The organism is Streptomyces sp. ASQP_92 (genome assembly GCF_025399895.1).
GTDB lineage: Bacteria > Actinomycetota > Actinomycetes > Streptomycetales > Streptomycetaceae > Streptomyces.
Map to the genome: position 1 here is coordinate 1 of NZ_JAODUA010000035.1, position 17437 is coordinate 17437.

16 protein-coding genes are annotated in these 17437 nt (G+C 71.0%); 13 read left to right on the plus strand and 3 right to left on the minus strand.

The annotated features are described in order from the left end of the window. Nucleotides 1-45: 45 nt before the first annotated feature. The 8 genes from N4G70_RS35445 (at nucleotide 46) to N4G70_RS35480 (ending at nucleotide 7298) form a co-directional block, all read left to right on the plus strand. Nucleotides 46-690, plus strand: coding sequence for an HAD family phosphatase (locus tag N4G70_RS35445; RefSeq protein WP_261716899.1), 645 nt, complete (start codon nucleotides 46-48; stop codon nucleotides 688-690). A 43-nt stretch (nucleotides 691-733) separates the two neighbouring features. Next, nucleotides 734-1939 carry an MFS transporter gene (locus N4G70_RS35450; protein WP_261716900.1) on the plus strand — a complete coding sequence of 402 codons (1206 nt, stop codon included), beginning with the start codon at nucleotides 734-736 and terminating at the stop codon, nucleotides 1937-1939. Then, the gene (locus N4G70_RS35455; RefSeq protein ID WP_261716901.1) at nucleotides 1908-3083 is read left to right on the plus strand and encodes an acetoin utilization protein AcuC; all 1176 of its coding nucleotides are present in this window, start codon (nucleotides 1908-1910) and stop codon (nucleotides 3081-3083) included. Before N4G70_RS35450 ends, N4G70_RS35455 begins: the two co-directional genes overlap by 32 nt. A gap of 455 nt (nucleotides 3084-3538) precedes the next feature. Further along, on the plus strand, nucleotides 3539-4354 hold the full coding sequence (locus N4G70_RS35460; RefSeq protein WP_261716902.1) for a phosphatase: 816 nt from the start codon (nucleotides 3539-3541) through the stop codon (nucleotides 4352-4354). A 128-nt stretch (nucleotides 4355-4482) separates the two neighbouring features. Beyond that, nucleotides 4483-4695, plus strand: coding sequence for a helix-turn-helix domain-containing protein (locus tag N4G70_RS35465; RefSeq protein WP_162952545.1), 213 nt, complete (start codon nucleotides 4483-4485; stop codon nucleotides 4693-4695). 120 nt (nucleotides 4696-4815) lie between these two features. Further along, complete coding sequence (locus N4G70_RS35470; RefSeq protein ID WP_003948845.1) at nucleotides 4816-4914, plus strand: 30S ribosomal protein bS22; 99 nt, start codon at nucleotides 4816-4818, stop codon at nucleotides 4912-4914. A 201-nt stretch (nucleotides 4915-5115) separates the two neighbouring features. Further along, nucleotides 5116-6210: an NAD-dependent epimerase/dehydratase family protein gene (locus N4G70_RS35475; RefSeq protein ID WP_261716903.1), complete on the plus strand. Its 1095-nt coding sequence runs from the start codon at nucleotides 5116-5118 to the stop codon at nucleotides 6208-6210. Between the two features lie 14 nt (nucleotides 6211-6224). Beyond that, nucleotides 6225-7298 carry a lysophospholipid acyltransferase family protein gene (locus N4G70_RS35480; RefSeq protein WP_261716904.1) on the plus strand — a complete coding sequence of 358 codons (1074 nt, stop codon included), beginning with the start codon at nucleotides 6225-6227 and terminating at the stop codon, nucleotides 7296-7298. 78 nt (nucleotides 7299-7376) lie between these two features. Here the strand turns inward: N4G70_RS35480 and N4G70_RS35485 are convergent, their stop codons facing one another. From N4G70_RS35485 to N4G70_RS35495, 3 genes are all read right to left on the minus strand, one after another. After that, nucleotides 7377-8555, minus strand: coding sequence for a DUF5667 domain-containing protein (locus tag N4G70_RS35485; protein ID WP_261716905.1), 1179 nt, complete (start codon nucleotides 8553-8555; stop codon nucleotides 7377-7379). 261 nt (nucleotides 8556-8816) lie between these two features. Next, a complete protein-coding gene (locus N4G70_RS35490; protein ID WP_053724590.1) occupies nucleotides 8817-9605 on the minus strand; it encodes an ECF subfamily RNA polymerase sigma factor, BldN family in 789 nt (262 codons plus the stop codon). 839 nt (nucleotides 9606-10444) lie between these two features. After that, entirely contained in the window at nucleotides 10445-11395 is a 951-nt protein-coding gene (locus N4G70_RS35495; protein WP_261716906.1) for an HAD family phosphatase, read from the minus strand. Nucleotides 11396-11532: 137 nt separating this feature from the next. Between N4G70_RS35495 and N4G70_RS35500 the strand changes: the two genes are divergently transcribed. The 5 genes from N4G70_RS35500 to N4G70_RS35520 all read left to right on the plus strand — a co-directional run bounded on the left by N4G70_RS35500 (nucleotide 11533) and on the right by N4G70_RS35520 (nucleotide 17109). Next, nucleotides 11533-11817, plus strand: coding sequence for a glutaredoxin family protein (locus N4G70_RS35500; RefSeq protein WP_261716907.1), 285 nt, complete (start codon nucleotides 11533-11535; stop codon nucleotides 11815-11817). A gap of 324 nt (nucleotides 11818-12141) precedes the next feature. Continuing rightward, a complete protein-coding gene (locus tag N4G70_RS35505; protein WP_261716908.1) occupies nucleotides 12142-12912 on the plus strand; it encodes a redox-sensing transcriptional repressor Rex in 771 nt (256 codons plus the stop codon). Beyond that, nucleotides 12909-14510 (plus strand): glutamyl-tRNA reductase, encoded by a 1602-nt coding sequence (locus N4G70_RS35510; protein ID WP_261716909.1) that lies wholly within the window; start codon nucleotides 12909-12911, stop codon nucleotides 14508-14510. Before N4G70_RS35505 ends, N4G70_RS35510 begins: the two co-directional genes overlap by 4 nt. Then, entirely contained in the window at nucleotides 14507-15466 is a 960-nt protein-coding gene (gene hemC, locus N4G70_RS35515; RefSeq protein WP_261716910.1) for a hydroxymethylbilane synthase, read from the plus strand. Before N4G70_RS35510 ends, hemC begins: the two co-directional genes overlap by 4 nt. After that, a complete protein-coding gene (locus N4G70_RS35520; RefSeq protein ID WP_261716911.1) occupies nucleotides 15463-17109 on the plus strand; it encodes a bifunctional uroporphyrinogen-III C-methyltransferase/uroporphyrinogen-III synthase in 1647 nt (548 codons plus the stop codon). Before hemC ends, N4G70_RS35520 begins: the two co-directional genes overlap by 4 nt. Nucleotides 17110-17437 lie beyond the last annotated feature (328 nt).

Below are 17437 nucleotides of genomic sequence, written 5' to 3' on the forward strand. Positions count from 1 at the left end.
CTTCAGGGTCCCGGTGCGGGGCTTTTCTGCGTTTAAGGTCGAGTCATGCGCTACGACCTCATCATCTTCGACAACGACGGCGTGCTCGTCGACAGCGAGCCCATCTCGAACACCATCCTGTCCGGGTATCTGACCGAGCTCGGCCACGCCACCTCGTACGAGGATTCCCTCCGTGACTACATGGGGGCCGCCGTCCACCGCGTACACGACCTCATCGAGGAGCGGACCGGGCAGAGGCTGCCGGAAGACTTCGACGAGACGCTGCACGCGCGGATCTTCGCCGCGTTCGAGCGGGAACTCCAGCCCGTCCCCGGAGTCACCGACGTCCTCGGCAAGCTCGTCGCGGAGGGGGTGCCGTACTGCGTGGCGTCGTCCGGGACGCACGAGCGGATCAGGGTGGGACACCGGCGCACCGGGCTCGACGAGTGGTTCGAGGAGGAGTGGGTGTTCTCGGCGGAGGACGTCGGGCGGGGCAAGCCGGCACCGGACCTGTTCCTGCGCGCGGCCGAGCGGATGGGGGTCGCGCCCGAGCGGTGTGTCGTCATCGAGGACAGCCGGCTCGGGATCGAGGCGGCTCGGGCCGCGGGGATGGACGTCTACGCCTTCACGGCGATGACGCCGGCCGACCGCCTCGAAGGTGCCAACGGGCACTTCGGGGACATGGGACAGCTCCTCGGATTGCTCGCGTGATCTCTCTACCCAGGAGTAAGTGACGGCCCTAGGCTGTGCCGCCATGACAGACGCACGCCTGCGGCACGGCAGGGCGTCCCTGGCGGTGAGCTTCTTCGCGCAGGGCATGGCCTTCGCCCTCCTGGTGACCCGGATACCGGCGATCCAGGACCGGTACGGGATATCCGACGGCCTGCTCCCCGCCTTCCTCGCGGCCGTGCCGATCCTCGCCGGGGTCGGCAGCGTCTGCACCGAGCACCTGGTCAAGCGGGTCCGGCCGAGCGTGGTGCTGCGGTTCGCGCAGCCCGCCGTGCTCCTGGCGCTGCTCGGCGCCGGCGCCGGTGACCGGATGTGGCAGGCCGCGCTGTCGCTCGGCGCGTTCGGGCTCGCGGTGGGCGCGCTCGACGCCTCCATGAACATGCTGGGGGTCAGCCTTCAGCGGACGTACGGGCGCAGCATCATGCTCGGGTTCCACGCCTCGTACAGTCTCGGCGGGATCGGCGGCGCCTCGCTCGCGTGGGCGGGGGCGCACTGGCACCTGTCGCTGCTGGTGTCGTATCTGCCGGTCGTGGCCGTGCTGCTGCCGGTCTGTCTGGTCGCGAGCCGTTGGTACGTGGATGGGGAGCCGGGCGCCGTCGAGGTCGTGGACGGTGATGTCGCGGGGGCCAAGCCGCTCGTCTTCCGGCTGCTGCTGCCGCTCTGCCTGGTGATGAGCTTCGCGTACATCGGGGACTCGACCGTCTCCAACTGGAGTGCCAAGTACCTCCAGGACACGCTGGGCAGTTCCGAGCAGCTCTCCACCGTTCCGTACAACGTCTACATGGTGACGACGCTGCTCGGGCGGGCGGCGGGGGACTTCGGGGTGCGGCGGTTCGGGGCGGTGGCCGTGGTGCGGGTCGGGACGGTGCTGGCGGCGCTCGGGTTCGCCGTGGTGGCCATTGCTCCCGGGCCCTGGGTGGGGATGGCCGGATTCACCCTGCTCGGGTTCGGGCTGTGTGTGATCGTGCCGCAGACGTTCGCGGCGGCGGGGCGGCTGTTCCCGGGGGCCAGTGACGCGGCGGTGGCCCGGCTGAACATCTTCAACTACGTCGGCTTCCTCGTCGGCTCGCCGCTCGTCGGGGCGCTCGGGGACGCCTGGAGCTACCGCGGCGCGATGCTGGTGCCGATGGTGTTGGTGCTGTTGACGCTGGTGTACGCCCGCTCGTTCGGCTCCGAGGGCGCCCGATACGGTGGCGGGCATGAACGGCCGCGCACTGTTGATGTGGGATGAAGCTGTCACGCGCTACGACTTCGGGTCGAGCCATCCGATGGACCCGGTACGCCTCGCGCTGACCATGGGTCTGGTGCGGGCGTACGGGCTCGATCGGCAGGTGGACGTCGTCGCGGCGCCGCCGGCCGGGGATTCCACGCTGAGGCTTGTGCACCGCCAGGACTACGTGGACGCGGTACGGGCCGCGTCGGCGGATCCGCGGGCGGCCGACGCCTCCTACGGGCTCGGGACGATGGACGACCCCGCCTTTCCCGGGATGCACGAGGCCTCCGCGCTGATCGCGGGGCAGTCGGTCGCGGCGGCCGAGGCGGTGTGGGCGGGGGAGGCCGCGCACGCGGTCAACTTCGCGGGCGGGCTGCACCACGCGATGCCGGGTGGGGCGGCCGGGTTCTGCGTCTACAACGACGCGGCCCTCGCGATCGCGCGGCTGTTGGAGCTGGGGGTCGAGCGGGTCGCGTACGTGGACGTCGACGTGCACCACGGGGACGGGGTGCAGGCGGCGTTCTGGGAGGACCCGCGGGTCCTCACGATCTCGCTGCACGAGCATCCCCGGCAGCTGTTCCCCGGCACCGGATGGCCCGAGGAGACCGGGGCGGACGGGCCCGGCGAGGGCTCCGCGGTCAATGTCGCGCTGCCGGCGGGGACGGGGGACGAGGGGTGGCTGCGGGCGTACCACGCGGTGGTGCCGGAGCTCATCGCCGATTTCCGGCCACAGGTGTTGGTCACCCAGCACGGGGCCGATACGCACTTCGAGGATCCGCTGGCCCATCTGGCGGTGTCGCTCGACGCGCAGCGGGCGGTGCAGGAGGCGTGTCACTCGTTGGCGCACGAGTACGTTCCGGGGGCGAAGTGGGTCGCGCTCGGGGGCGGGGGGTATGCGGTGGTGGATGTCGTGCCGCGGTCCTGGACGCATCTGGTGGGGATCGCGGGGCATGCGCCCGTCGCTCCCGAGTCGTTGATTCCTTCGTCCTGGCGGGATGAAGTGTTCGCGCGTACGCGGGAGTTGGGGCCGTTGCGGATGACGGATGGGCGGGGGGTTTCCTGGCGGGGGTGGGAGGCGGGGTATGACCCTGCGGATCGGGTTGATCAGGCGGTGTTGGCTACGCGGCGGGCGGTGTTTCCGTTGCGGGGGTTGTTGGCTTAGGGGGTGCTCCCCCCACCCCGCCCCTCCCCGAAACCCTCCGGGGGTGTGAGTGGGTGGCCGCCTCTCCTGGGGCTCCGCCCCAGACCCCGTATCGCGCCTGAACGGCGCTCGTCCTCAAACGCCGGACGGGCTGAAGGTGCCCCAGCACTCCCGGGCGGGGGCTCCGCCCCCTGCACCCCCGTTCGCGCCTTAAGGGCGCTCGTCCTCAAACGCCGGACGGGCTGAAATGCCCGATGCGGGCCAGCACCAGTACCGCTAAGGGGCGCGGGGAACTGCGCGAGAAGCGAGCACGGTCCGCAGGCGAAAACGGGTTTCCAGGGGCGCGGGGAACTGCGCAACAGCTGGGTGCGGGGCCGGGCGGAGCCGGAGGCGGGGGTGCAGGCGGCGTTACGCCAACTGTGGGGTTGGGGCGGGAAGTTGGGGCGGGGGCGCATCCGCTGCGGGAGCATCGTCGGGTGTTGAGCATCGCGGCGCTCCGGGCGCATCTTCTGGCGGCCAGGCTGGCCGGGCCGGTGGCCACGTCGCGGGAGGAGAGTCTGCGCAGCTACCGGCTGTTCGCGGCCCGCGACCCCCGCGTCATGATCGGGCTGGACCCCGAATGGGGCTGGGGCGAGCGGGACTTGCTGCGGCTGATGGCGGACAAGTGCGGGGTGAGCGACGACCCGGGCCATGTGAGCGGGCCCGATGTCATCGACCCCGAGCGGACGCTGGCGGGGCTCGACGCCTTCGCGGCACGGCTCGGGGAGGTGGCCTCGCGGCGCGGCGCGGTGCTGCTCGGGACCGGGCATCCGCACCGTCTGCTCGGCTTCTACGCCGCTCTGGCGGACGCTTTGTCGGCGGCGGGGTGCCCTGTTATCACCCCAGCGCAGGGTAGCTCTGTCGACATAACGACCCGGTTCGGGGTACGTACGTACAACCTTGACTACGTACGGGGAGTCGCGTTGGTGCGAGAACCCGGCGCGCGGGGTGCCGGGAGCGTGACCGGCGCGCACTCCCATTCCCCGCTGCCGGTTCGGGTCGCTCTGGGGGCCGCGGCGGGGGTCTCGGGGCAGGTTCCGGAGTTGGTGATCGGGGACCACGGATGGGTCTGCGGAGCAGGTCAGCTGGGTATCGAGGCGGTTGGTCTGGCCGATACCGACGACCCCGCGCTGTTCGTGGGTGAGGCCGAGGGGCAGGTGGCCGTGGCCGTTCCGCTTGATGACGCCGTGCGGTCCGATTACTACCGGCCGCTTACTCGCTATGTACTCAATCGGGCGTGTCTGTCACAGTAGGCGGCCGATGGGGGCTCCTCTTCCCCACTCGCACCACCCGCCCCTACTCTGGGGAGTGAGCGCACAGCGACGTTGAGTCACCGGAGGGGAAGCCGGTGCGCGTTGGGTGCGGAAGGTACAGGTGGGTCATGACTGCTGGGAGTGACAGGCCTCTCAATGAGGTCAAGTTCCTGACCGTGGCGGAAGTCGCCTCGGTGATGCGAGTGTCCAAGATGACCGTGTACCGCTTGGTGCACAGCGGCCATCTGCCGGCGATCCGGGTGGGCAGGTCCTTCCGGGTCCCGGAGCAAGCAGTTCACGAGTATCTCCGCGAGTCCTTTGTGGGGGTGGAGACGGCCTGAGGGAGCACCACGCTCCCCTCGGATTACGTCCCTCACTCGGCGGCAGGTAGGCTAGGCCGACGTAGGTCGTGTGGGCCCAGACGCCCCGCACCGAGTGAGAAGAAGTGAGCGAGGGTAGTCGTGGGCTCTGTTATCAAGAAGCGGCGCAAGCGGATGGCCAAGAAGAAGCACCGCAAGCTGCTCAAGCGCACGCGCGTTCAGCGTCGCAACAAGAAGTAAGCGAGCGCTGTTCGTGAGATCGCAGCCCTCCCACCGCATCGTCGGTGGGAGGGCTGTGGCGTACCCGGACACGGATTCCCGAACCCCGGACACGGTTTCTCGGCCATGGGCACGTTCGTGGACATCACCGCGTGACATCGAGCCGCTACGGTGGCGCAGAGGGCGTAGGGACGTACCGAAGGCCGAAGGAAGGCGCTGATCTTGGGGAAGGTCGTGCTCGTCACCGGAGTGGCCCGGCAGCTCGGAGGCCGTCTCGTACGGCGGATCCAGCGTGATCCGGAGGTCGACCGGGTGATCGGGGTCGATGTGGTCGCTCCGGGCCATCAGCTCGGTGGGGCCGATTTCGTACAGGCGGACATCCGGCAGTCGGCGATCGCGAAGGTGCTCGCCGAGTACGCCGTGGACACCGTCGTGCACATGGATGTGACCGGTATGCCGCTCGGCTCGGGCGGCGGGCGTGCCACGGTCAAGGAGACCAACGTCATCGGCACGATGCAGCTGCTCGGTGCCTGTCAGAAGTCGCCGACGGTCAAACGGCTCGTGGTGAAGTCGAGTACGAGCGTGTACGGGTCCGCGCCGCGCGACCCCGCGGTGTTCACCGAGACGACCCCGCCCAAGTCGCTGCCCAGTGGCGGCTTCGCGAAGGATGCCGTCGAGGTCGAGGGGTATGTGCGCGGCTTCGCCCGGCGCCGGCCCGATGTCGCGGTGTGTGTGCTGCGGTTCGCCAACATCCTGGGGCCGAGCGCCGACTCGCCGCTCGCCGAGTACTTCTCGCTGCCGGTCCTGCCGACGGTGTTCGGCTACGACCCGCGGCTCCAGTTCGTCCACGAGGACGACGTGATCGACGTGCTGCGGATCGCCTCGGGCGAGCCCCGGCGTTCCACGCTCAACAGCGGGACCTTCAATGTCGCGGGGGAGGGCGTGCTGCTCCTTTCGCAGTGTTCGCGCCGCCTCGGACGCCCCACGGTGCCGGTGCTGCTGCCCGCGGTGCGGTGGGTGGGCAGCGCGCTCAGGACGGTGGGGGTGACCGACTTCTCGCCCGAGCAGATTCGTTTGCTCACACACGGCAGGGTGGTCAGCACCGCCCAGATGCGCGAGACACTGGGCTTTGAACCCAAGTACACGACGGCCGAGACGTTCGCGGACTTCGCCCGCAGCCGGGGGCCGGGGCTGCTGCCGCCGGACACGCTGGCCAGGGCCGTGGACCGGGTGGCGGGGCTGCCGTTCGCGCCCTTCCCCGGCGGGGCACTCGCCGGGGCCACCACCCCTTCGCCCACCCCCTCGAACGCGGAATGAGGAGCGCACCAACGATGGCGGACGCCAAGGTCATCCCGTTCGACGACGACCGCTCGCGCCAGAGCGCGCAGCGCGCCGGTCGCAGGCGCCCGGTTCCGGGCCGCCGCAAGGCCGAGTCCGGGCCGCCGCCGCTCCCGGCGCCCTCCTCCCCGGTCAGTGCCCTGCCGGGCGCGCAGGAGGCCGTGGAGCGGGCTTCCGGGGACGACACCGCGCCCGGGCAGGAGCAGCGCGGCAGCCAAGGACAGCACGGCAGTTGGGACCGCCGGATCGCGGGCGGTCTGTCGTTCCTGCGGCGGCGGATCACCGGCGAGTACGACGTCGACGAGTTCGGCTACGACAAGGAGCTCACCGACCAGGTCCTGATGTCGGTGCTGCGGCCGGTCTTCGACAAGTACTTCAGGGTGGAGGTGAAGGGCGTCGAGAACATTCCCGCCGAGGGCGGGGCGCTGGTCGTAGCCAACCACTCCGGGACGCTGCCGCTGGACGGGCTGATGATGCAGGTGGCCGTCCACGACCACCACCCGGCGGGGCGCCATCTGCGGCTGCTCGCGGCCGACCTGGTGTTCATGCTGCCGGTCGTCAACGAGCTCGCCCGCAAGGCCGGGCACACGCTGGCCTGTTCCGAGGACGCCCAGGCGCTCCTGGAGCGGGGCGAGGTCGTGGGGGTGATGCCCGAGGGGTTCAAGGGCATCGGCAAGCCGTTCGGCGAGCGGTACAAGTTGCAGCGCTTCGGGCGGGGCGGCTTCGTGTCGACCGCGCTGAAGGCGGGCACGCCCATCGTGCCGTGCTCGATCGTGGGGGCCGAGGAGATCTACCCGATGATCGGGAACGCCAAGACGCTGGCCAGGCTGCTCGGCTTCCCGTACTTCCCCATCACGCCCACGTTCCCCTGGCTGGGGCCGGCCGGTCTGGTGCCGCTGCCGACGAAGTGGACGATCCAGTTCGGTGAGCCGATCCCGACGGACGGCTATCCGCCGGAGGCCGCCGAGGACCCGATGCTGATGTTCAACCTCACCGATCAGGTGCGGGAGCAGATCCAGCACACGCTGTACAAGCTGCTGGTGCAGCGGCGGTCCGTGTTCTTCTGAGGCGCCCACAGGCGGTCCGTACGCGCGGGAGGGGCCGGGAACTTTCTTCCCGGCCCCTCCCACGTTCGCGTACGCCGCCTACTCCGGGTTGTCCGGATGGATGTTCAGGTCCGGCAGCAACCCCGGCAGGAGCGGGGGCAGCGTGACGTCCGGGACGGGCGGCTTGGCCGGCTTGGCGGGCGGGGCCGGGGTGGCGCTGCCCGTGCCCGGTTCGAACAGGCCGCCGGTGTTGCCGCCCAACAGGCCCTCGCTGGACGGGGAGCCGGAGGGCTGCTGCGGCTTTCCGCTCCGGCCGGGGGTGCTGTGGCCGGAGGCGGACGACGAGGACGGCGCGGACGGGCGGGTCGCCCCCGAGGTGCCGCCGGGGTGCGAGGTGTCCTGACGGGTGTGCGTCTTGGACGACGTCTTGGGCAGCAGCGACTGAAGCGGCTTGACCTCTTGGTCTATGGCGGCGAAGACCGAGCTCACCTGGTTGCCGACGTCGCTCAGCTGGGGAGGCAGCTTTCCGCGGAGCTTGCTCCAGCTCTCGCGGTGGGCCTGGGAGAAGGAGTTCAGGGCCGCGATCGGGTCGAGCGAGCCGTCCCGGGCGTAGGCCTGGTGCAGGAGGCGGTGGGCCTCCGAAGCGTCGTGCTCCATGCCGGTGAGGGCGCGGCGGACCTCACCGAGCTGCTCGTGGTCGAGGTCGCCCGCGCGGCCCCGTTCCATCAGACGTCTCGCCTCCGAGAGCCGGGTCGAGGCCTGATCGAGGTAAAGCACTCCTCGGCTGGCGTCGTCGTCGGCCATGGTGAGCTTGAGGTCCTCCATGCCCCGCTTCAGCCCGTACAGGGAATCACCGGGCAGGGCGTCGGAACTGGCAGCGGCCACGCCGCTGAACGCGCCCGCGGCCACACCGATGCTCAGTCCGCCCGCCGCAATGCCCTTGGACCAGCGGGAGCGGGGTCGCAATTTCCGGAGCGACGTCGCCCGGTGGGCGCCGCGGCCGGTCCGCTGCTCGGGCACCTGAGGGTCGGCGGCTGCGCCGCCGGCGAACATGCGCTCCATCTCGGCCATGAGCAGCGTGCGCTGCTCGACCTTGACCTGCGGGTCCATCTCCGGTTTCGGCAGTTCGCCGAGCCCACCCGCCAGGGTCAACAGCCTGCCGGTGTCGGCCTGTTCGGCCGCGCCGGTCTCGGGTGTCTCCTGGTCGGCCGCCGAGGCTTCTTCCAGGGCCTGGGCGAAGGCGTTCGCCCGCCGGTGCGCCGATACGTTCGCGATCACTGGCGGCACCTCCTCTCGTCATCACGGTCGACTCCCCAAGGGGCCTGGAAGGTTGCACGCCTTGAGCACATCCACACGATCGAGTGAGCGGCCATGGACATGGCGTGACCACAGGGAGCCTTCATCCCGCACAACGACGGACGCGGCACTTGGGTTACGGACGGAGGATGATCGGACCACAGCGTCATCGAGAGCTCACGGACGGTGAGTCGGACCCGCCGTTCGGGCGGGTCGGCGGGTGGGGGCCGGGCGGGCCCTTGGTCAGCGGGCGTCGTCCGGCAGGAGCCGGGCCAGGGTGCGTACCGCCCGGTACTGGAGGGTCTTGATCGCGCCCTCGTTCTTGCCCATGACACGGGCGGTCTCGGCGACCGACAGGCCCTGGAGGAAGCGCAGGGTGACGCACTCCTGCTGCTGTGGATTGAGCTTGCGTACGGCTTCGAGCAGGGCGGCGTTGGAGAGCGACTCCAGGACGGAGTCCTCGGGGGAGCGCTCGACCTCGTTGGCGTCGAGCATTTCGCCGGTGGTCACTTCGAGCCGGAAACGGCTCGACTTGAAGTGGTCGGCGACCAGGTTGCGCGCGATCGTGACCAGCCAGGCGCCGAAGTCACGGCCCTGCCAGGTGAAGGTGGAGATCCGGCGCAGGGCGCGCAGGAACGTCTCGCTGGTGAGGTCCTCGGCCGTCGCCTTGCCGCCGACGCGGTAGTAGATGTAGCGGTAGACCGTGTCGCTGTACTGGTCGTACAGCCGGCCGAAGGCGTCGGCCTCGCCGGCCTGTGCGCGCTCGACGAGATCCATCATGCGGGCGCTGTCGCTGTCGGCGGTGGGCCGGCGGGCGGTGGGCGTCGCGGACGTGCCCGTGCTGCGGCCGCCGCTCCGTCTACCGACTGCGGCACCACCGTCGGCCAGGGCATAGCAGGGCCCGACGGGTGTTGCGGTGGCGAAGGCAGGGGCGCCGGCGTACGCGGTGGGGACGAAGACGCGCAAGCGGTCGACGACCGCCCCGCGCAGCGTAGCCAGGCCCGAGGCGTCAACCCCGACGTGTGGGTACACGGGACTCCCAGAGGCAGAGCTTCCATCACGTGCAGTGCGGAACCGTTCACCCATCGTGGCGATGTGTGGGGTTCCGGATTGCGTCTGAGGAGAATAACGCTTCGTGCAGGGAGCGCTACACCCAGTTGCTCAAATCGTCGATTCCGTCGCTTCTGTTACGTCTATGCGGCTGTTCAAGTCACACGTTGTGAGCAGAAAATGACCGAGTTGCTTTCGGTTCTGTCCGCGTCGGAGATCTCTTGTGCCCGGCTGCGGGCAACGGGGCAGGCGGGCCAAGGGGGGCGGGGCGAAACTCCCACAATCGAATATTCCGGCGGGCGGGGGCGGGCGGCGATCGCGGATGGCTGCGGACAGTGGCGAACGGGGGCCTTGGGGGCGCCGGGGTTCCCCGCGCCCCCTGGAACCCCGAGTCCGTCTGCGAGCCGCAGGTGGCTGGTCGCGCAGTTCCCCGCGCCCCTGAAAGCCCGCCTTCGACTGGGGGCCGTGCGTGGTTGCTCGCGCAGTTCCTCGCGCCCCTGGAAACCCGCCCTCGGCTGCGGGCCGTGCGTGGTTGCTCGCGCAGTTCCTCGCGCCCCTTAACTGCTCGGTGCTGGCCCGCACGGTGCACCTCAGCCTGTCCGGCGATTGAGGACGAGCGCCCTTCAGGCGCGATCGGGGCCTGGGGCGGAGCCCCGGGAAGCCCGGCTTTCGGGTGCGGGTCGTGCGTGGCTGGTCGCGCAGTTCCTCGCGCCCCTGGCAGTACTGGTGCTGGCCCGCATCGAGGCATTTCAGCCCGTCCGGCGATTGAGGACGAGCGCCCTTAAGGCGCGATACGGGGTCCGGGGCGGAGCCCCGGGGGGTCAGCGGCGGCGGCGGTGCAGGGCGACGGCCGCGGCCGTGCCGCCCGCCAGCGCGCCCACCCCGGCGGCGGCCGGGATGCCGACCTTCGCGGCCTTGCGGCCGGTGCGGTAGTCCCGCAGCCGCCACTCACGCTCGCGCGCGTACTTGCGGAGTTTGGCGTCGGGGTTGATGGCGTAGGGGTGGCCCACGAGCGAGAGCATCGGGATGTCGTTGTGCGAATCGCTGTACGCGGCGCAGCGGTTCAGGTCGAGTCCCTCGGCGGCGGCCAGGGCCCGGACGGCCTCGGCCTTGGCGGGCCCGTGCAGGGGCTCGCCCACCAGGCGTCCCGTATAGACGCCGTCCACGGACTCGGCGACCGTGCCGAGGGCGCCGGTCAGGCCGAGGCGGCGGGCGATGATCGTGGCGGTCTCGACCGGGGCGGCCGTCACCAGCCAGACCTTCTGGCCCGCGTCGAGGTGGGCCTGGGCCAGCGCGCGGGTGCCGGGCCAGATGCGGTCGGCCATGTACTCGTCGTAGATCTCCTCGCCGATCGACATCAGCTCGGAGACGCGGTGGCCCTTGACGATGGACAGCGCGCTGTCGCGGGCGTCCTGCATGTGCTCGGGGTCCTCGACGCCGGCCAGCCGGAACCAGGCCTGCTGCCAGGCGAAGCGGGCGAGTTCGCGGCGCTGGAAGAACTGCCTCTTGTAGAGGCCCCGGCCGAAGTGGAAGAGGGCGGCGCCCTGCATCACGGTGTTGTCGAGGTCGAAGAAGGCGGCGGCGAGAGCGTCCCCGTGGACGGGGAACTCGGGCTCCGGCGGGAACTCGTCGGCCCGCGCGTGCGCCGGTTCCACCAGCGCCGCGAGTTCCAGCGAGGACTTGCGGGCTGCCTCGGCTGCGGCCTCGCCGGCCAGCACGCTGCGTGCTGTCGCCGAGGGCCTACGACGGGTGAGCCATCCCAGTGCGGCCATGCCGTGAGCATAGCCAGTCTGTTCGGGCCCGCCCGACGCGCCGGGGATGCGATGGCATGAACTCTGCCGGGCCATCGCGTTAAACGGACGATCCGGGCGTATGGGTCCGGCCCTGCCGGGGTTGGACAATGGAAGGCATGAGTCCCTTGCTGCGACGTACGAGGAAGCCGGGCGGGAACCCTGCCGACCGGGTGGTCACGCTGATCGGTAAGCCCGGTTGTCATCTGTGCGACGACGCCCAGGAGGTGATCGAGGCCGTGTGCGCCGAGACGGGCGCGTCCTGGGAGAAGAAGGACATCACCCAGGACGAGGCGCTGTACAAGGAGTACTGGGAGCAGATCCCGGTCGTGCTGGTCGACGGCGAGCAGCACACCTTCTGGCGCGTGGACCCGGTGCGTCTCAAGGGGGCACTGGCCGGCTGAACCAGGAGTGGTTCCGGGCTCGGTGCTGAACTGGCGATTGGTGGGGATCGCGATGGTTGCGGTTACCATCAAGGGTCGTTTTGCCGTGGTTCGGGGGTATCGCTGTGAGGAGAGTGTGCGGCTTTGCCCCCTTCGGGTCCTGAACGGACTGAACCCGTCCGTGGTTCCGCGATCGCGGCATCGACTCGCGTGAGCCCGGTCACTTTGCTCGGACAAAGCGGACACCATCTTTGTGCACGCGTTCACAAAGACATAGCCTGCATCCGACGGGGCGGCCCTGCGCCATGTGGCCGCCTACAGCCCCGCTCATCCCGCAGGAGCACCGTGGCAACTGGCCGAACTCACCGACCGGCGACCCGAAGCCGAGGAATCCCCGAGGCCACCGTCGCCAGGCTTCCGCTGTATCTGCGTGCGCTCACGGGACTCTCGGAGCGCTCCGTGCCGACGGTCTCCTCCGAGGAACTCGCGGCCGCCGCGGGGGTCAACTCCGCGAAGCTGCGCAAGGACTTCTCCTACCTCGGCTCGTACGGCACCCGTGGCGTGGGCTACGACGTCGAGTATCTCGTCTACCAGATCTCCCGTGAACTGGGTCTGACCCAGGACTGGCCGGTTGTGATCGTCGGTATCGGTAACCTCGGCGCCGCGCTCGCCAACTACGGCGGCTTCGCCTCGCGCGGTTTCCGGGTCGCGGCCCTCATAGACGCCGACCCGGCGATGGCCGGAAAGCCCGTGGCCGGGATGCCGGTGCAGCACACCGACGAGCTGGAGAAGATCATCAGCGAGAACGGGGTCTCGATCGGGGTCATCGCGACTCCGGCGGGCGCCGCTCAGCAGGTCTGCGAGCGTCTGGTCGCGGCCGGGGTGACCTCCATCCTCAACTTCGCGCCGACCGTTCTGTCGGTGCCCGAGGGTGTCGACGTGCGCAAGGTCGACCTCTCCATCGAGCTCCAGATCCTCGCCTTCCACGAGCAGCGCAAGGCCGGCGAGGAAGCGGCCGTCGCCGAGGCCGCCGCCGCCGTGGTGCCGCCGGTGCGCGCCGCGAACCATGGCCGGAAGGGACCGGACGGGGATCTGCCCGCCGTGATGCCGGCATGAGCCTTCTGGTCGTCGGCCTCAGCCACCGCAGCGCCCCGGTCAGCGTCCTGGAGCGGGCCTCCCTGTCCGCGGACGCGCAGGCCAAGCTGCTCCACGACACCCTCGCCGCCGAGCCCGCGGCCGAGGCCGCCGTGCTCGCCACCTGCAACCGCATCGAGCTGTACGCGGACGTGGACAAGTTCCACGCCGGTGTCGCCGAGCTCTCCACGCTGCTCGCCCAGCACAGCGGCGTCGGCCTGGAGGAGCTCACCCCTTATCTGTACGTGCACTACGAGGACCGGGCCGTCCACCACCTCTTCTCGGTGGCCTGCGGCCTCGACTCGATGGTGGTCGGCGAGGGCCAGATCCTCGGCCAGATCAAGGACACCCTGGCGCTCGGGCAGGAACTGCACACCGCCGGGCGGTTGTTGAACGATCTGTTCCAGCAGGCGCTGCGGGTCGGCAAGCGCGCCCACAGCGAGACCGGCATCGACCGGGCCGGGCAGTCGCTCGTCACCTTCGGTCTGGAGCAGCTCGCCGCGGGCGCGGCCGTCGAGGGCTGGGCCAAGGGCAAGCGGGCGCTGGTCATCGGCGCCGGTTCCATGTCCTCGCTCGCCGCCGCGACGCTGAGCCGGATCGGCGTCGAGGAGATCGTGGTCGCCAACCGGACGCACGCCCGCGCCGAGCGGCTCGTGGAGATCCTCGGCGAGTCGGGCACCGCCGCGCGCGCCGTGGCGATGGGCGACGTCGCACGCGAACTGACACGAGTCGACATCGCGGTCTCCTGTACGGGGGCCACGGGCCTGGTGCTGACCGGTGACGCGGTCGCCGAGGCGGTGGGCGAGAGCCTCACCGAGCCCGCGCCGGCCGCTCCGGTGGACGCCGCCGCGGTCATGGGGTGTCCCGTGGGCCTGACCGGCACGGCGGCCGCGGGTGCCGCGGTGGCCGGGTTCGGGGTGGTCGACGAGGCGCTCAGGGCCGATGGCGCGGCCGCCGCGACGCCGGGTACCGACGCCGACTCCCTTGAGTTGCACGGCAGTTGGGCCGAGAACACCCAGCGGCGCATCTCGCGGGACCGCCGCGACATCCCCGTACAGGCCGGGCCCGTGAAGCTGGCGCTGCTCGACCTGGCGATGCCGCGGGACATCGACGCCGCCGTGCACCGGGTGTCCGGGGTGCGGCTCGTCGACATCGAGTCGCTCGCCGACGCATCCGCCGACGCCCCGATGGCCGCCGACGTGGACCAGGTGCGCGCGATCGTCTCCGACGAGGTGGCCGCGTTCGGCGCCGCCCAGCGGGCCGCGCACATCACGCCCACCGTCGTCGCGCTGCGCGCCATGGCCGCCGAGGTGGTGGCCGGTGAGGTCGCGCGCCTGGAGGGCCGGCTGCCGGACCTCGACGACAAGCAGCGCTCCGAGGTCACCCAGACCGTGCGCCGCGTCGTCGACAAGCTCCTGCACGCGCCGACCGTGCGGATCAAGCAGCTCGCCGCCGAGCCCGGCGGCGCCGGTTACGCGGACGCGCTGCGCACTCTCTTCGACCTCGACCCCGAGACGGTGGCCGCCGTCTCCCGGGCCGATCTGAACGACGCCGATGTCAAGAACCGAGGGCGGTCATGACCGAGAAAGCACTGAGACTCGGGACCAGGCGCAGCAAGCTCGCCATGGCCCAGTCCGGCCATGTGGCCGACGCCGTACGGCAGTTGACCGGCCGCCGCGTCGAGCTGGTGGAGATCACCACGTACGGCGACACCTCGCGCGAGCACCTCGCGCAGATCGGCGGCACCGGCGTGTTCGTCGTGGCGCTGCGTGACGCGCTGCTGCGCGGCGAGGTCGACTTCGCGGTGCACTCCCTCAAGGACCTGCCGACCGCCCGCCACCCCGACCTGGTGCTCGCCGCGGTGCCGGTCCGCGAGGACCCGCGCGACGTGCTGGTCGCCCGCGACGGGCTGACCTTCGCCGAACTCCCGGACGGCGCCCGTGTGGGCACCGGTTCGCCGCGGCGGATGGCGCAGCTCAACGCGTACGCCCGCAGCCACGGGATGACGATCGAGACCGTGCCGATCCGCGGCAACATCGACACCCGCGTCGGATACGTCACCAAGGGCGAGCTCGACGCGGTGGTCCTGGCCGCCGCGGGACTCAACCGCATCGGCCGCTCCGACGTCGTGACCGAGTCCCTGTCGGTCGACACCGTTTTGCCCGCCCCCGGCCAGGGGGCCCTGGCGATCGAGTGCACGGCAGCCAATGCCGACCTCGCCGCCGTGCTCGCCGAGCTCGACGACCCCTTCACCCGGGTCGCCGTGACCGCCGAGCGATCCCTGCTCGCCGCCCTGGAGGCCGGTTGCAGCGCACCTGTTGGCGCGCTGGCCGACCTGCTGGACGACGGCCAGACTGTTCATGAGATGCGCCTGCGCGGAGTGGTCGGCAACCCCGACGGTTCCTCGCTGGTGCAGCTGTCCACCACCGGTCCCGTACCAACGTCGCACGACGAAGCGATGGCCCTCGGACGCGAACTCGCGGACGAGATGCTCGCCAAGGGTGCGGCCGGTCTTATGGGGGAGCGAGCACTTTGAGCCCCACCAACCACCCCACCGCAGCCGGACACGTCACCTTCCTCGGTGCCGGTCCCGGTGACCCCGGGCTATTGACGCTGCGCGCCGTGGAGGCGCTGGCGTCGGCCGACGTCCTGATCGCCGAGCCGGCCGTGCTCGACGTTGTTCGCGCGCACGCGCGGGCAGGTGTGGACACACCGCAGCTGACGATCATTGACGAGGCGTCAACAACCGCCGGGATCCCGGTGTTGCGGGACGCCGCCAATCTTGTCATGGAGGCCGCGCGCTCCGGCAGGCGGGTCGTCCGTGCGGTAGCGGGCGACCCGGGCCTCGACGGCGACGCCGCCGGCGAGATGCTGGCCTGCGCCTCCGAGGGCATCCCCTTCGAGGTGGTGCCGGGCGTCGCCGCCGCGGTCGGTGTGCCGGCGTACGCCGGTGTCCCGCTGCGCGGTTCCGGCGGCGCCGACGTCCGGTTCGTCGACGCCCGTACCGCCTCCGAGCGGTGCTGGGCCGAGGTCGGCGCGAGCGACGGCACGGTGGTGGTCTCCACGACCCTGGAGACCGTCGCGGCCGCCGCGGGCGAGCTGGTCTCGGCGGGCCGCAAGCCCGACACCCCGATGACCGTGACGATCGCGGGCACCACCACCCGCCAGCGGACCTGGTCCGCGACGCTGGGTTCGGTCGCCCAGGTGCTCAAGCAGGCGAAGGTGCTGCCCTCGCCGGACGGGCACCAGGCCGTCATAGCCGTGGTCGGCGAGCGCAGTGCCCCTGCTCAGCGTGACCCGCTCTCGTGGTTCGAGACCAAGCCGCTCTTCGGCTGGCGTGTGCTCGTACCGCGGACCAAGGAGCAGTCGGCCTCGCTCTCCGACCAGCTCAGGTCGTACGGTGCCGTGCCGCACGAGGTGCCGACGATCGCCGTCGAACCGCCGCGCACGCCCCAGCAGATGGAGCGCGCGGTCAAGGGCCTGGTGACCGGTCGCTACGAGTGGATCGCGTTCACCTCGGTCAACGCGGTCAAGGCGGTGCGCGAGAAGTTCGAGGAGTACGGGCTCGACGCGCGGGCGTTCGCGGGGATCAAGGTCGCCGCGGTCGGCGAGCAGACCGCGGCCTCCCTCGTGGAGTTCGGCGTGAAGCCGGACCTGGTGCCCAGCGGTGAGCAGTCGGCCGCCGGTCTCCTGGAGGACTGGCCGCCCTACGACCCGGTCTTCGACCCGATCGACCGCGTCTTCCTGCCGCGCGCCGACATCGCCACCGAGACGCTGGTGGCGGGTCTGATCGAGCTCGGCTGGGAGGTCGACGACGTCACCGCCTACCGGACGGTGCGCGCCTCGCCGCCGCCGGCCGACACCCGCGAGGCGATCAAGGGCGGCGGCTTCGACGCGGTCCTGTTCACCTCGTCCTCCACGGTGCGCAACCTGGTGGGCATCGCGGGCAAGCCGCACAACGTGACCGTGATCGCGTGCATCGGTCCCGCCACGGCGAAGACCGCCGAGGAGCACGGGCTGCGGGTGGACGTCATGGCTCCGGAGCCGTCCGTCCTCAAGCTGGCCCAGGCGCTCGCCGACTTCGGCGCGGCTCGCCGTGACGCGGCGGTCTCCGCGGGTGAGCACGTGACCCGGCCCAGTGAGCGCCGGCCCGGTGCGAGGCGCCGCCGCACGACGTAAGGGGGCCTGCCCCCAACCCCCTGGGGCTCCGCCCCGGGGGGTTCGCCCACCCACCCGCCCGTGCATCGGGGTTGGCTGGTTCCGGGCCCTCCTGGGGCTCCGCCCCAGACCCCGGGGTGTTTTCCCACCCACCCGCCCGTAGGCGCAGGGTTGGATGGTGCCGGGACCTCTGGGGCTCCGCCCCAGACCCCGTATCGCGCCTTAAGGGCGCTCGTCCTCAAACGCCGGACGGGCTGAGGTGTCCCGTGCGGGCCGGCACCGAGTAGTTAAGGGGCGCGGGGAACTGCGCGAGGAGCGAGCACGGTCCGCACGTGACCGGGGTTTTGGG

Coding starts and splice junctions, on each gene's coding strand:
- N4G70_RS35445 (WP_261716899.1), top strand. CDS start 46: ATGCGCTACGACCTCATCATCTTCGACAACGACGGCGTGCTCGTCGAC.
- N4G70_RS35450 (WP_261716900.1), top strand. CDS start 734: ATGACAGACGCACGCCTGCGGCACGGCAGGGCGTCCCTGGCGGTGAGC.
- N4G70_RS35455 (WP_261716901.1), top strand. CDS start 1,908: ATGAACGGCCGCGCACTGTTGATGTGGGATGAAGCTGTCACGCGCTAC.
- N4G70_RS35465 (WP_162952545.1), top strand. CDS start 4,483: ATGACTGCTGGGAGTGACAGGCCTCTCAATGAGGTCAAGTTCCTGACC.
- N4G70_RS35480 (WP_261716904.1), top strand. CDS start 6,225: ATGGCGGACGCCAAGGTCATCCCGTTCGACGACGACCGCTCGCGCCAG.
- N4G70_RS35495 (WP_261716906.1), bottom strand. CDS start 11,395: ATGGCCGCACTGGGATGGCTCACCCGTCGTAGGCCCTCGGCGACAGCA.
- N4G70_RS35500 (WP_261716907.1), top strand. CDS start 11,533: ATGAGTCCCTTGCTGCGACGTACGAGGAAGCCGGGCGGGAACCCTGCC.
- N4G70_RS35510 (WP_261716909.1), top strand. CDS start 12,909: ATGAGCCTTCTGGTCGTCGGCCTCAGCCACCGCAGCGCCCCGGTCAGC.
- hemC (WP_261716910.1), top strand. CDS start 14,507: ATGACCGAGAAAGCACTGAGACTCGGGACCAGGCGCAGCAAGCTCGCC.